This window comes from Pseudomonas sp. B21-036 (assembly GCF_024748925.1).
Lineage (GTDB): Bacteria > Pseudomonadota > Gammaproteobacteria > Pseudomonadales > Pseudomonadaceae > Aquipseudomonas > Aquipseudomonas palmensis.
The window spans coordinates 75,139-88,288 of the sequence record NZ_CP087178.1 but is presented as its reverse complement, the minus strand read 5'-3'; the positions used below and the strand labels follow the sequence as shown (position 1 = coordinate 88,288).

Genomic DNA, 13,150 nt, shown 5'->3' with positions numbered 1-13,150 from the left:
AAGGGGCGCTCGGACCAGCGAAAAAGGCGCAACTATTCCGATGCAGGCGCACTGAGTCTAATGCCGTAAATGACTACCCTATGCCTAATCGGCATGATCTTTTTGGCATGAAACGGACGTCCCAGCGGCAGAAAACCTACCCGTTCGGAATCCCGAATAAGGCCAAAGCGCCATGATTAGGCCGATACAGCGGTATCCACAAACCGGCAAAACAGCGTTGTTCGACAATCCGAATGCGTGAAAAACGTCATTTGGCAGGTCAAAGAAGTCAGGAATTTTTTTGATGGGTGGTCAGCCGTCTGGCCGATCTGTCACTTTCAAGCGGGGAAATGCATCAGGCTTGCGCCGGGTGCACAAGTCTGACCGGGGGCTGCCCTGGCGGCATGCGACCCCGGTCCACGACTGTGTTGCCGTTTACCACCCTGACCCGGCCCATGAAGGAGGTACTCCCTGTACCCCTAGGCCCCTCCGATCCTGTAGCAATCAGAGCAGCCCGGCCCCCTGGTCATGCGTCCGCTCTCCTCGAGCGGGCGCAGCATAGAAACTGGAACAGGCAAAAGGTTCAGCTTCCATGGTGATACTGATGCGTCCGGCGACACTCAGTAGTAGTTCGGGTCTTTCTTCAGCTGCTCTTCGAGCATCTGTTTCATGCCGTCATTCGGCTCGCCCAACCAACGCTTGTCGGTGTGACGGCTGGGTGACTTGTCGGCAGGCAGGCCGGCGGGTACCTGGACCCACAGCGCGTATGCCTCATCCTTGTCCCAGCTGAAGGCCACGATAAGACGGCTGCTGTCGCAGCTCTGCTCGGTCTCACACAAGGGGCCGACCAGATACTTGTCGCCGTCTTCCTCGATCGCCGTCATCTGCTCGGTGGAAGCACCACTGAGGTTGATGACCCAATCGGGCAGCCGCTCCTGCTTTTTGACCACTTTCTGCCAGGTTTCCCGGTACTCGGGGTCCGAACCAAGCAGTTGGCTGGTCCGGACCTGGCCGTCATTGGCCGCCATCGCCGCTGTACAGGCCCCCACCATCAGGGCGCCTGCCAGGGCTCTGTAGAGCGTCCCTTTCATAGTCAACCTCTACCGCGACGACCGAAGAAGAAGGAAGCGACGAACAGTACCAGGAAGACAATGAAGAGAATCTTCGCGATACCGGTAGCGGCGCCGGCGATACCACCGAAGCCCAGTACGGCAGCGACAATGGCGATGATCAGGAAGGTGATGGCCCAACTTAACATGGTGTTTCTCCTTACCGTTTTTGAAAGCGGTTGTGTCAGATGTGGGGCATTGCTCGGTCAGAACACCCAGCGTTCCTGCGGCACGACGGTTTCCACGGTGGCCGCATCGACCGAGTGGGTACGTGGCGCGGTCCTGGCTTCCAGCATCGAAGCACGCGTGGCCTGCACATGGGCCACGTGATAAGCCTGTACGGACATCTGGTTGGCGATCTGCTTGGACTGCCAGATGCTGTACATCTGCCCTGCAACCAGGGTCAGAAGCGCCGCCAGGCAGAGAAACAGCAACTGGCGTACGTGAAGCGGGGAAATCTGCACTAGGGCGGCGGTTAACAGGTTCATGCCGGGCTCCTCTGCTGCATCGTTGTTATTGACTGATAGAGTCATTGCAGCCTGCATGCCAGCTTTTGAAATCAAATAAAATGCTTATAAATCAACATGTTAGGTATGTACTGAGGGCAGCTGCAGGACGCATCCTGCACGATGCCCCCCAGGGCCTCGTGCGATTTGCACGATCAGCCCTCCACCTTGATCGCCACCTTGAGCATGTCGGCGTCCACCCCGCGCACGCCGCGGATCTGGCGGGCAATCTCCTGGGCGATGGTCTTCTGCTCGTTGCTCATGACTTCCCCGGACAGGCGCACCACGCCCTCCTGGGTCGCCACCTTGATGTTGGGCCCGTCCAGGTTGCGGCTATATAAGAAGCTGGTCTGCACCTTGTCGTTGATCCACGCGTCGCTCTGCACCTCGGCCGCTGCCGCAGCGGCCTGCTCGCGGGCCTGGGCCGGGTCGCTCACGCCCAGGCTGATCAGGTTGTTGACCAGGTACACGCCATCGGTAGAGGCCGCCACGCTGCCGGCCATCTGCTTGGCCTCTGCGCTGGTCACCCGGCCACGCAGGGTGACCACCCCGGCCCGGCTGTCGACTTCGATGGGCAGGCCCTGGGTCTGGCTGCTCCACAGCAGGCGGGCGCGGATAACCGCCCCCAGGGTGGCGTCCTCCAGGCGCTGGGCATAGGCGCGCCGTTGCAGGGTTTCATCCACCAGCTCGGGGTTGACCTGCAACTGGTTGTCGACCTGCTCGATGCCGGCGGTGGCCAGTGCCACCTGGGCCGCCAGCTCGCGCTCCACCTCGTTTTCCACCTCGCCCTGCAGGCGGGCGGTCTGACCCTGGATGGCCACTTCGATCTTGAACGGGTTGAGCAGTCGGTTGAGCGCCAGGGCGGTCTGCAAGGCGCCTTCCTGACGGGCCTGCTGCAGGCCGGGTTCGGCCGCCGAGGCGCTGGTGACACCCAGCGGGGTGAGCAGAAGTGCGGCAGTCAGAACTGCCAACGGGCGTATTGCACGCATGATGAAGCCTCCTGTTGGTCAGAAGGAACATCATCGCAATCGTTGTGCCAGTGCTCAAAAAACAAACAAACTCATTATTTTCAATGAGTTAGTCATATTCGCAGCAGGGAGCTAGCATGCAGGGCGCGGAATCAATCAGAATCGACCATGCAACTTGCCCGATTTTTCCGAGACTAACCAAGAACATTCTTAAAGGAGCGTAGGAAAATGGAATCTGCCACGGAACATCAGGGCCGCATTCTGCTGGTAGACGACGAGTCCGCAATCCTGCGTACCTTCCGCTATTGCCTGGAAGATGAAGGCTACAGCGTGGCCACGGCCAACAGCGCCGCCCAGGCCGAAACCCTGTTGCAGCGCCAGGTGTTCGACCTGTGCTTTCTGGACCTGCGCCTGGGCGAGGACAACGGCCTGGACGTACTGGCGCAGATGCGTATCCAGGCGCCGTGGATGCGCGTGGTCATAGTGACCGCGCATTCGGCGGTCGACACCGCTGTCGATGCAATCCAGGCCGGCGCCGCCGATTACCTGGTCAAACCGTGCAGCCCCGACCAGCTGCGTCTGGCCACTGCCAAACAACTGGAGGTGCGCCAGCTCTCGGCGCGTCTGGAGGCCCTGGAAGGGGAAGTGCGCAAACCCAAGGACGGCCTGGATTCCCACAGCCCGGCCATGATGGTGGTACTCGAAACCGCGCGCCAGGTGGCCAACACCGACGCCAACATTCTGATCCTTGGCGAGTCCGGTACCGGTAAGGGCGAGCTGGCACGCGCCATTCATGGCTGGAGCAAGCGCTCGCGCAAGGCCTGTGTGACCATCAACTGCCCGTCGCTGACGGCCGAACTGATGGAAAGCGAGCTGTTCGGCCATAGTCGCGGGGCATTTACCGGGGCCAGCGAAAGCACCCTGGGCCGGGTCAACCAGGCCGACGGCGGCACGCTGTTTCTCGACGAGATCGGCGACTTCCCGCTGACCCTGCAACCCAAGCTGCTGCGCTTCATCCAGGACAAGGAATACGAGCGGGTCGGCGACCCGGTCACGCGCCGCGCCGACGTGCGGATTCTGGCAGCCACCAACCTCAACCTGGAGGACATGGTGCGCGACGGGCGTTTTCGCGAAGACCTGCTGTACCGTCTGAACGTGATTACCCTGCACCTGCCGCCGCTGCGCGAACGCAGCGAAGACATCCTGACCCTGGCCGACCGCTTCCTGGCCCGCTTCGTCAAGGAATACGCGCGCCCCGCCCGCGGTTTCAGCGACGAGGCCCGCGCCGCGCTGCTCAACTACCGCTGGCCGGGCAACATTCGCGAGCTGCGCAACGTGATCGAACGGGCGAGCATCATCTGCCCGCAGGAGCGGGTAGAGGTCAGCCACCTGGGCATGGCCGAACAACCCACCAGCAACGCGCCGCGGGTGGGGGCTGCATTGAGCCTCGACGAGCTGGAGCGCGCGCACATCGGTGCAGTGCTGGCCACCAGCGACACCCTTGACCAGGCCGCCAAGACACTGGGCATCGATGCCTCGACGCTGTACCGCAAGCGCAAGCAGTACAACCTGTGAAGCTGGCAATGAAGCTGCGCACGCGGCTTTTTCTCAGCATCTCGGCGCTGATCACCGTGGCCCTGCTGGGCCTGATTCTGGGCCTGGTCAGCGTGCAGCAGATGGCCAGCTCGCAGCAGAAGCTGATCAGCGACAACTCCTACATCCTCGACCTGGGCCTGAAGCTGCGTCAGAACCTGGGTGAACAGCTGTCCCTGCTGCTGGACCCGGACAGCGAGGTGCAGGCGCTGCAACCGCTGCAGGACAAGTTTCAGCAACTGCTCGACGAGGGCCTGAGCCATGAACGCCAGGCCGAGGGGTTTGCGGGTTTCAGTACCGCCAACCGTGATTACCAGGCCTTCCTCAAGGCCTTTCGCGACAGCCCCGAGCCCAGCCGCAACCTGGGCCCGGACCAACCCCTGGGCGAAGCCTTCAACCAGTTGCGCACCGACCTGATCGACTCGCACAAGCAGGCCCTGGCGCATATCAACCACAGTGAACAGAAGGCCCGCGAACGTGCCCTGCTGGTCTCCAGCATGCTGGGCCTGCTCGGGCTTGCCGTGCTGGTGCTGGGTTTCATCACTGCCCACGGCATCGCACGCCGCTTCGGCCAGCCGATCGAGGCGCTGGCCAAGGCCGCCGACCAGATCGGCCAGGGCAACTTCGAGGTCACCCTGCCGGTAACCCCGGCCGTGGAGATCAACCAGCTCACCCGCCGTTTCGGGCTGATGGCCGAGGCACTGCGCAAGCATCAGGCCACCAATGTCGACGAACTGCTGGCCGGCCAGCAGCGCCTGCAGGCGGTGCTCGACAGCATCGACGACGGCCTGCTGATCATCGACCGCGAAGGCCATCTGGAACACCTCAACCCGGTGGCCCAGCGCCAGCTGGGCTGGGACGCCAGCCGCCTGGGCCAGGGCCTGGGCAAGGCGCTGCAACGCCCGGAGCTGGACGATCAGCTGCGCCTGATATTGCGTGGCGGCAGCCTGGACCGCGTGCCGGACGACCTGAGCCTGGAAATAGATGAAGAAACCCGCCTGCTGGCCTACAGCCTGACCCCGGTGTGCCATCCACAGGGGCAGATCCTGGGCGCGGTGATGGTGCTGCACGACGTCACCGAACAGCGCGCCTTCGAACGGGTGCGCAGCGAGTTCGTGCTGCGCGCCTCCCACGAGTTGCGCACCCCGGTGACCGGCATGCACATGGCCTTCGGCCTGTTGCGCGAGCGCCTGACGTTTCCAGCCGAGAGCCGCGAGGCGGACCTGTTCGACACCATTGGCGAGGAGATGCAGCGGCTGACCCAGCTGATCAACGACCTGCTCAACTTTTCGCGCTACCAGAGCGGCTTGCAGAAGCTCGAACTGCAACCCTGCGCGATCGACGAGTTGCTGTCGCGGGCCCGCGAGCGCTTCGCAACGGCGCTGGCCGACAAGCAGATCGAGTTGCGCGTGGAGCTTGCCGCGCCACTGCCGCGCATCCAGGCCGACCCGGCGCAACTGGACCGGGTGTTGGACAACCTGCTGGACAATGCCATCCGCCATACGCCGGTGGCGGGCAGTATCCGCCTCAATGCCCGGCGGCATGCCGAACGGGTGATCATCAGTATCGAGGACAATGGCGAAGGCATTGCCTATGGCCAGCAGGGGCGGATTTTCGAGCCCTTCGTGCAGGTTGGGCGCAAGAAAGGCGGTGCCGGGCTGGGCCTGGCACTGTGCAAGGAGATCGTGCAGTTGCATGGCGGGCGCATGGGCGTGTACTCACGGCCAGGGCAGGGCACGCAGTTCTACATGGCGCTGCCGGTGTAACCGCCTTCGCCTGCAGGCGCCAGCCTTGCTGGCGAAGGGGCGCTACGCCTCGTCATCGATCCGCCGCGGCCCCAGCCGCCGCCCCCGGGTCACCAGCTCGACGAACTGGCGCGCACTGAGCGGGTGCGCGAACAACCAGCCCTGGCCATAGTTGACCCCCTCGCTGTTGAGCAGCAACGCCTGGTCCTCGTACTCGATACCCTCGGCGATCACCCGCAACTGCAGGGCGTGGGCCATGCGGATGATGTGCGGGGCCACGCCGCTGCTGGCCGCGTCGTGCCCCAGGGCATCGATGAACGCCTTGTCGATCTTCAGGCAGTCCACCGGCAAGGTCTGCAGGTAGGCCAGGCTGCAATAGCCGGTACCGAAGTCGTCGATCAGCACCTGGTGCCCCACCGCCCGCAAGGCCTGCAGGTTGTCCCGCGCCACCACCACGTCGATAAGCCCGCGCTCGGTGACCTCGAAGGCGATCTGGCTGGCCGACACATGGTGCAAGGCCAGCAGGCGCGCCGCCACCCGGCCGATGCGCGGCACCATCACATCGCACGCCGCCAGGTTCACCGAGATATACAACTGGCGGTTGGCGCGCAGCAGCTGGCCCAGCTGTTCGAGCACACGCTGCAGCACGAAGTCGGTGATCTGGCGGATCTGCCCGGTGTTCTCCGCCAGCGGGATGAACAGGTCGGGGCTGGTCAGCGTACCGTCGGGGCGACGCCAGCGCACCAGGGCCTCGGCGCCCACGCAGCGCCGGCTGGCCAGCTCGAAGATCGGCTGATACAGCACCTGCATTTCGCCACGGCGCAGCGCGCCCTGCAGCTCCGAGCTCATCGAACGGCTCTGGCGCACCAGCTGCAGCACCAGCCAGCCGATGCACCAGGCCAACAGCAGGCTGCCGGGGAACAGCAGCCAGAGCACGCCGTTCATCTTCAGCGACAGGCTTTCGCGCGGGGTGATCAGCACCAGCTGGTAGTCAGGCGATTTGGTGGGCATGCGGTATACCAGGCGATCAGGCAGTTCCATCAGGTCCACCCTGGGCGGTGGCGGCCACTGGTCGCCGGGCGGCCACGGCTGCTCCGGGCCCAGTACCGGCACGGCACGCGCGCCGTGGTCGAGCACCACCAGCAGGCTGCCACCGGGCGGCAGGTCGACCACGTCGGTCAGGTGCCCGCGCGACGTCGACACGCGAAAGTGCCCACGCCCCAGCACCAGTGCGGCGCGGTTGTCGTCGGGTTCGGTGGTGGTATTGAGCCAGTAGCTGTAGGTGGGGCCCTGGATGTCCGGTGCCCGCAGCGGGTCGAAGTTGCTGCTGCCCAGCCGGTTGGAGCACGACTGCGTGCCGTCGAGGTAAGTGGCCTCGAACACGAAGCGGTTGTCGAAGGTCACCTGCTGCAAGGCTGCCTGCATCGCACTGCTGCACCCGCGCAGGGGCTGTGCCTGAAGGGCGTCGACGCTTTCGCGCAGTTGGCCGAAGATCTGCTCCAGGCGTTCGAGAAAGCGCTCGCCCTTGGCGTTCATCTGCGCGCTTTCGCGCTGCTGCACCTGGTGCATGGCCACTCCGAGGCTGGCCAGCAGCAACAGGGTTGCACTCGCCGTGGCCGCAAGCGTGGCCAGCAGCCAGGGTCGATAGAGGAGGCGACGCAACGTGGCAAGGGCAGGCGACATCAAGAATCATCCCGTTGAATACCATGAGGTATAGCAACTGCCGGACGAATCAGCCTGCCCGTTGGGCGGTACCGCTCAGCGCTGGCTGTTCAGCACCTGCAGAATCGCGGCAGTCTGGGCATCCGGCTGGCCGTCGAACAGCTGTGGCCGGAAGCGCATCTGGAACGCTGCCAGTACATGCCGGGTGCTCACGTCCAGCTCGCCGGTCTGCTCGATGGCGTAGCCAAAGCGCGCCAGTTGCTGCTGGTACCAGGTGATGCTTGGCGGGTTGACGTCAAAGCGCGCGCGCTGCTGCGCCACCGCCTGAGCGTTGGGCCAGACGCCAAGGCCGGCGTCGGCCAGGCGTTTCCAGGGAAACATCGGGCCCGGGTCGAGCTTGCGCAGGGGCGCGATGTCGCTGTGGCCGATGATGTGTCGCGGCTGGATGCCGTTGCGCTGCACGATATCCTTGAGCAGTACGATCAGCGCCTGGATCTGCGCCTCGCTGTAGGGGTGCCACACGCGCCCGGTGGGGGTGTCGGTGAAGCCCGGGTTGACGATCTCGATGCCGATGGAAGTGGAGTTGAGCCAGGTCCGGCCCTCCCACTGGCTGTCGCCGGCATGCCAGGCGCGACGACTTTCATCCACCAGCTGATAGATGGTCGCCGGGTTGTCGCCGATCAGGTAATGGCTGCTGACCTCACCGTGGGTCAGCAGGGCCAGCGAGCGCTCGAGGTTGGCATTGGTGTAATGCAGCACCACGAACTGGATGCGGTTGTCCTGGTTGACCGAGGGGTGGCTACGGTCGATCTTCAGGCCGGTGGCGCAACCGGCCAATGTCAGCATCACAAGCGCGGTAAGGAAGGCTTTCATGGAAATGGGGCAGGGCCTGGGCAGTCGGTAATGCAATAGCATAACGTATCCTGCGCAAACCCGTTCACCCCTGTTCGACGCGGTTGCGACCCAGGTGCTTGGCGCGGTACAGCGCCTCGTCGGCGCGCTTGAGCACTGCGTCGCTGCGCTCGCCGGAGCGGAACGCGGTGATGCCGATGGACAGGGTGATGGTCACCCGTTCGCCCTTGAAGTGGAACGGGCAGGCTTCGATGGCGCCGCGCAGCGTCTCGGCCAGCTCGATGCCGCTACCCAGCGCGGTCTGCGGCACCAGCAGGACGAACTCCTCGCCGCCGAAGCGGGCGATGAAATCGCGGCTGCGCAGACGCTTGCGCAGCTCGTTGGCAACGATCTTGAGCACCTTGTCGCCGGCCTGGTGGCCGTAGCTGTCGTTGATGCGCTTGAAGTGGTCGAGGTCGAGCATGGCCATCAGCAGATGGCCGCCGTTTTCCTGCCAGGCGAGCATTTCCTGCTCCAGGCGCTCGGCCCAGGCGGCGCGGTTGGGCAAGCCGGTGAGCGGGTCGATCAGGGCCTTCTGGCGCTGTTCTTCAAGGTGCTCGCGGTAGCCCAGGGCTTCCTGCTCCATGCTCGCGACCCGCTCGGCCAGGCCTTGCAGGCGGCTGGCCAGTTCCTGCTCGCGCAGGTCACGCTGATGCTGGTGCTCGTCCATGGTGCCGAGCAGGCCCTCGAGGCGGTTCTCGAGGATGTGCTTGAGACTGTCGAGGTCGGCAGCGCCCTGCACGCTGCTTTGCAGGCCGTCGACCTGTTCGCGCAGCTGGGTATTGAGGTCGCGGGCGACAGAGCTGTTGTCGGCATGCCCTTCGCTGGCCTCCTGCAGGTGGCTCTGGAACGTCTCGAGGCGCTCGTTGAGCTGTTGCAGGTAGGCTTCGAACTCATGCTGGCCGCTGTCGGTGATGGCCAGCATCAGTACCGCCAGGTCATCCAGCACCGGCAGCAGCTCGTACCAGTTCAGCCCGTGCTCCAGGCGCTGACGCACCGCCAGGGCCTGGGGCTTGTGGCGTTCGGGCAGGGTCAGGTCGTCGAGCAAACCGAGCAGGGTCTGCTCGATATGGGTGGCGACGGAGCTATAGGAAGGCTCGGTTCCGTCGGGGAGGGCGTAGAGGAGTTCTTCGGGGGTGGGTTCGGGTGCACCATCGACTTCGACAGCGTCCGCTTGCTCGGTCAGCACCGGGGCAGGCGTGGGTGGCGGTGTGAGCGCTGGGGCCTCTTCGCCAGCAAGGCTGGCGCCTACAGTGTAGGAGCCGGCATTGCCGGCGATGGGCTGCGCAGCAGCCTCGGCGTCCTCTGTGTCGACCAAGGTTTGGGGCTCGGGCAACGGCTGCAGTTCATCCACATCCGCCGCAGCCGGCGCAGGCTGCTCATGCACAGGTTCGACCGCTGCTTGCGCCACCGGCTCCAGGGCCTGCGTTTCGGGTTGAGCGACCTGCGTCTCTTCTTCACGCCCGCCAAACAAGCGCTGCAGAAACCCCGGCTTGCTCGCCTCTTCTGGGTGCTCCAGCACCGCCAGCGCCTTGCCCTGCAAGCCACTGAGCTCGCTCAGCAGCAACGGCATCTCGCGTGACTGGCTGGCCCGCGCATCCAGCTGCTTGGCAAATTTCTTCAGCGGTCGGCTGACCTCGCTGGGCAACGGCAGCTTCTGCAACTGGGCCACCAGCGCGTTGAGCGCGGTGCCTACCTGGGCGATCCGGGTTTCACGGCGCTGCTCGGAATCGAGCACGGCCTTTTCCAGGCGCGGGATCAACCCGGCCAGGGCGGCGTCCATGTTGTCGGTACGGATGACCTCGCGCATTTCCTTCATGCACTGGTCTACCGCGCGGTCGCTGCCTTCGGCCGCCAGGGTGCTGCGCACCAGGCCGCGGCGCAGCAGGTCGAGACGGGCGTCCCACCGGCGTTCGAGCTTTTCCTGCTGCTCGATGCTCTTGAGGTATTTTTCTTTCCAGCGTTGAGCTTCGTCGGTCATGCCAAGGTCCGCAGATAAGGGGACTAACGCAAGGCCGGAAGGGTATCGACAGTCAGGGCATCAGGCAAACGAATCTCGACCGCCACGGGGAGATGGTCGGAAATCGGCTGGGACAGCACCTCGACCCGTTCCAGGGTGAGGCTCGGGCTGAGCAGAATATGATCAAGGCAACGCTGTGGTCGCCAGCTGGGGAAGGTCGCTTCGACCTGCGGCGCAATCAGGCCCAGGTCGCGCAGCGGGGAGTGCTGCAACAGGTCGGTGGCATGGGTGTTCATGTCGCCCATCAGCACCTGGTGACGATAGCCGCCGATCAGCTCGCGGATGTAGCCCAGCTGCAAGGCACGGGTTCGCGCGCCAAGCGCCAGGTGCATCATCACCACCACCAGCGCATCCTCGCCTTCACCGAACCGCACCAGGATCGCACCGCGGCCGGCCGGGCCGGGCAGCGGGTGGTCTTCGAGCAGTTGCGGCTTGAGGCGGCTGAGCACGCCGTTGCTGTGCTGGCCCAGGCGCCCGAGGTTGCGGTTGAGCTGCTGGTACCAGTAGGGGAAAGCACCCAGTTGCGCCAGGTGTTCCACCTGGTTGACGTAGCCCGAGCGCAGGCTGCCGCCGTCGGCTTCCTGCAGGGCCACCAGGTCGAAGTCGCCCAGCAGGTTGCCGATCTTCTGCAGGTTGCCGGCACGCCCCATGTGCGGCAGCAGGTGCTGCCAGCTGCGGGTCAGGTAGTGCCGGTAACGCTCGGTGCTGATGCCTACCTGGATATTGAAGCTGAGCAGACGCAAGCGACCGTCGGACGGTAGACCACTTGCATCGATATGGTGCTCGTTGACCTGCGGTTCGTGCAGGCCGACGAGGCGCTCGGATTTCCAGCGGCGCATAGTTTCGCCTCTTATTTGGCGGCGCGTTCCTTGGCAATCAGTTGGTCAGCAACGTTCAGTACGCCGTTCGGGCCACCTGCGGTGCCCAGGTCGAAGGTGTACTTGCCGTTGACGACCATGCTCGGAACGCCCTTGATGTTGTACTGCTTGGCAAGTTCCTTGGCCTGGTTGACCTGTCCCTTGATGGCGAACGAGTTGAAGGTGGCCAGGAACTTGTCCTTGTCCACACCCTGGGTGGCCAGGAAGTCGGCCATCTCTTCAGGCTTGGTCAGGTGCTTGCGCTGGTTCTGGATGGCATCGAACACGGCCGCATGCACCTTGTGCTCCACGCCCATGGCTTCCAGGGTCAGGAACATCTGCCCGTGGGCGTCCCATGGGCCGCCGAACATGGCGGGAATACGCTTGAAGTTCACGTCGTCGGGCAGCTTTTCGACCCACGGGTTGATCGTCGGTTCAAAGCTGTAGCAATGCGGGCAGCCATACCAGAACAGCTCGACCACTTCGATCTTGCCAGGCTGGGACACCGGTACCGGGTTGCTCAGCTCGACATATTCCTTGCCGGCGATCACAGGGTCTGCGGCCTGGACCGTCATACCGAAGGCGCTGGCGGCGACCAGCGCGGCGCCGAGAATCAGATTACGCATGCGTTACTCCTGAGCAGTGATGTGTCGCCTCGTCGCGACCTGGGTTCAGACAGGCCGGGGCAGGCCCGAGTTCGTTAGTGTAACGGCAGCGGGCACAAAAAAGGGTGGCCCGGGCCACCCTTTTCATTTTTGCGCCGCTGTATTAACCCAGCGTTAAACCGGGGCTCAGTGCAGGCCCTGGATGTAGCTGGACAACGCGTCGATGTCCTTGTTGCTCAGCTTGCTGGCGATGGTGCGCATGGTGGTGGCATCGCCATCGTTGGTGCGGTTGCCTTCACGGAAGTCCGTCAGCTGCTTGGCCACGTAGCTCGCGTGCTGACCACCCAGGTGCGGGAAGCCGGCGGCGGCAATGCCCGCGCCGTTGGGCGAGTGGCAACCGGTGCAGGCCGGCAGGCCTTTTTCCAGATCACCGCCGTTGAACAGTGCGCGACCACGCTCGACCAGCGCCGGGTCGGCGGCGCCCACGCTGCCTTTCTGGCTGGCGAAATAGGCCGCGATATCGGCCAGGTCCTGATCGTTGAACGCGGCCAGCATGCCGGTCATTTCCAGCACGGTACGTTTGCCCGACTTGATGTCGTGCAGTTGCTTCTCCAGGTATTTCTCGCCCTGGCCGGCCAGTTTCGGGAAATTCGGCGCCATGCTGTTGCCGTCGGGGTTGTGACACGCGCCACATACAGCGGTTTTTGCCTGACCGGCAGCAGCATCCCCAACGATATTGCCGGCAGCGTTGGCAGCCCCGGTGATGCCTAAGGTCAACAGCAGACTCACGAATAGTTTGTTCATCAGCTAATCCAACTACGGCTAAGGGTGAAAGAGTTATGTATCGAGGCAACCTGTCTTGTTGACTCACCCGGTCAGGGTGGCCTGATCGTCCTCGTTACTGCAGTCCATGCACAAACCACGCGGCGGCATAGCCTTGAAACCCTGGGGAGCTGCTTCGACAGCCTCTGCGGTCCCTTATGTCAGGCGTGACTTCCACGCTGTAGGGATCCTGTGTAGCCTGAGCGCCGAATACGACCCTTTCAGGGTTGGGGCTGCACTGCGTCTACTGCGCAAGCTTGGTCAAGCAGCTCCCGTGCACATCCTCCTACGCTGGGATAATGCGCACACAAAAACTGGGGCATTATATACTCCCGTGCCTGAAACGGAAACGACACCGCTTGCCGAGACCCCCTCGAGCAACGCCCAATCGGA

At 63.9% G+C, this 13,150-nt stretch carries 12 protein-coding genes and 1 pseudogene; 2 read left to right on the top strand and 11 right to left on the bottom strand.

From position 1 onward, the window contains the following. Nucleotides 1-599: 599 nt before the first annotated feature. The 4 genes from LOY33_RS00430 to LOY33_RS00415 all read right to left on the bottom strand — a co-directional run bounded on the left by LOY33_RS00430 (nucleotide 600) and on the right by LOY33_RS00415 (nucleotide 2,583). On the bottom strand, nucleotides 600-1,070 hold the full coding sequence (locus LOY33_RS00430; protein ID WP_058542001.1) for an inhibitor of vertebrate lysozyme family protein: 471 nt from the start codon (nucleotides 1,068-1,070) through the stop codon (nucleotides 600-602). Between the two features lie 2 nt (nucleotides 1,071-1,072). Beyond that, complete coding sequence (locus tag LOY33_RS00425; protein ID WP_009401691.1) at nucleotides 1,073-1,237, bottom strand: DUF1328 domain-containing protein; 165 nt, start codon at nucleotides 1,235-1,237, stop codon at nucleotides 1,073-1,075. 57 nt (nucleotides 1,238-1,294) lie between these two features. After that, nucleotides 1,295-1,576, bottom strand: coding sequence for a hypothetical protein (locus LOY33_RS00420; RefSeq protein ID WP_043862308.1), 282 nt, complete (start codon nucleotides 1,574-1,576; stop codon nucleotides 1,295-1,297). Between the two features lie 173 nt (nucleotides 1,577-1,749). Then, complete coding sequence (locus tag LOY33_RS00415; RefSeq protein WP_043862307.1) at nucleotides 1,750-2,583, bottom strand: BON domain-containing protein; 834 nt, start codon at nucleotides 2,581-2,583, stop codon at nucleotides 1,750-1,752. Nucleotides 2,584-2,790: 207 nt separating this feature from the next. On the opposite strand from LOY33_RS00415, the gene algB reads away from it, so the two are divergent. Further along, entirely contained in the window at nucleotides 2,791-4,137 is a 1,347-nt protein-coding gene (algB, locus tag LOY33_RS00410) for a sigma-54-dependent response regulator transcription factor AlgB (protein ID WP_043862306.1), read from the top strand. An 8-nt stretch (nucleotides 4,138-4,145) separates the two neighbouring features. Beyond that, complete coding sequence (locus tag LOY33_RS00405) at nucleotides 4,146-5,921, top strand: KinB sensor domain-containing domain (protein ID WP_173925029.1); 1,776 nt, start codon at nucleotides 4,146-4,148, stop codon at nucleotides 5,919-5,921. A 42-nt stretch (nucleotides 5,922-5,963) separates the two neighbouring features. Here LOY33_RS00405 and LOY33_RS00400 read toward each other — a convergent pair whose 3' ends face one another. The 7 genes and pseudogenes from LOY33_RS00400 to LOY33_RS25945 all read right to left on the bottom strand — a co-directional run. After that, the gene (locus LOY33_RS00400) at nucleotides 5,964-7,583 is read right to left on the bottom strand and encodes an EAL domain-containing protein (protein WP_043862304.1); all 1,620 of its coding nucleotides are present in this window, start codon (nucleotides 7,581-7,583) and stop codon (nucleotides 5,964-5,966) included. A 75-nt stretch (nucleotides 7,584-7,658) separates the two neighbouring features. Further along, nucleotides 7,659-8,435, bottom strand: a complete 777-nt coding sequence (locus LOY33_RS00395) for an N-acetylmuramoyl-L-alanine amidase (protein WP_043862303.1) — start codon at nucleotides 8,433-8,435, stop codon at nucleotides 7,659-7,661. A gap of 64 nt (nucleotides 8,436-8,499) precedes the next feature. Then, nucleotides 8,500-10,434: a GGDEF domain-containing protein gene (locus tag LOY33_RS00390; RefSeq protein WP_258660636.1), complete on the bottom strand. Its 1,935-nt coding sequence runs from the start codon at nucleotides 10,432-10,434 to the stop codon at nucleotides 8,500-8,502. 23 nt (nucleotides 10,435-10,457) lie between these two features. Further along, nucleotides 10,458-11,312 (bottom strand): endonuclease/exonuclease/phosphatase family protein, encoded by an 855-nt coding sequence (locus LOY33_RS00385; protein ID WP_043862301.1) that lies wholly within the window; start codon nucleotides 11,310-11,312, stop codon nucleotides 10,458-10,460. An 11-nt stretch (nucleotides 11,313-11,323) separates the two neighbouring features. Then, nucleotides 11,324-11,956, bottom strand: a complete 633-nt coding sequence (gene dsbA / locus LOY33_RS00380) for a thiol:disulfide interchange protein DsbA (protein WP_043862300.1) — start codon at nucleotides 11,954-11,956, stop codon at nucleotides 11,324-11,326. Nucleotides 11,957-12,121: 165 nt separating this feature from the next. Then, the gene (locus tag LOY33_RS00375; RefSeq protein ID WP_043862299.1) at nucleotides 12,122-12,739 is read right to left on the bottom strand and encodes a cytochrome c; all 618 of its coding nucleotides are present in this window, start codon (nucleotides 12,737-12,739) and stop codon (nucleotides 12,122-12,124) included. Nucleotides 12,740-12,802: 63 nt separating this feature from the next. After that, nucleotides 12,803-12,889: pseudogene (locus LOY33_RS25945) on the bottom strand (cytochrome C); the annotation flags it as partial. Nucleotides 12,890-13,150 lie beyond the last annotated feature (261 nt).

Bases quoted from the DNA above. Each gene is read 5' to 3' on its own strand.
- LOY33_RS00400 (WP_043862304.1), bottom strand. From the start codon at position 7,583: ATGTCGCCTGCCCTTGCCACGTTGCGTCGCCTCCTCTATCGACCCTGG.
- LOY33_RS00425 (WP_009401691.1), bottom strand. From the start codon at position 1,237: ATGTTAAGTTGGGCCATCACCTTCCTGATCATCGCCATTGTCGCTGCC.
- LOY33_RS00385 (WP_043862301.1), bottom strand. From the start codon at position 11,312: ATGCGCCGCTGGAAATCCGAGCGCCTCGTCGGCCTGCACGAACCGCAG.
- dsbA (WP_043862300.1), bottom strand. From the start codon at position 11,956: ATGCGTAATCTGATTCTCGGCGCCGCGCTGGTCGCCGCCAGCGCCTTC.
- LOY33_RS00405 (WP_173925029.1), top strand. From the start codon at position 4,146: ATGAAGCTGCGCACGCGGCTTTTTCTCAGCATCTCGGCGCTGATCACC.
- LOY33_RS00375 (WP_043862299.1), bottom strand. From the start codon at position 12,739: ATGAACAAACTATTCGTGAGTCTGCTGTTGACCTTAGGCATCACCGGG.
- LOY33_RS00395 (WP_043862303.1), bottom strand. From the start codon at position 8,435: ATGAAAGCCTTCCTTACCGCGCTTGTGATGCTGACATTGGCCGGTTGC.
- algB (WP_043862306.1), top strand. From the start codon at position 2,791: ATGGAATCTGCCACGGAACATCAGGGCCGCATTCTGCTGGTAGACGAC.
- LOY33_RS00390 (WP_258660636.1), bottom strand. From the start codon at position 10,434: ATGACCGACGAAGCTCAACGCTGGAAAGAAAAATACCTCAAGAGCATC.
- LOY33_RS00420 (WP_043862308.1), bottom strand. From the start codon at position 1,576: ATGAACCTGTTAACCGCCGCCCTAGTGCAGATTTCCCCGCTTCACGTA.
- LOY33_RS00430 (WP_058542001.1), bottom strand. From the start codon at position 1,070: ATGAAAGGGACGCTCTACAGAGCCCTGGCAGGCGCCCTGATGGTGGGG.
- LOY33_RS00415 (WP_043862307.1), bottom strand. From the start codon at position 2,583: ATGCGTGCAATACGCCCGTTGGCAGTTCTGACTGCCGCACTTCTGCTC.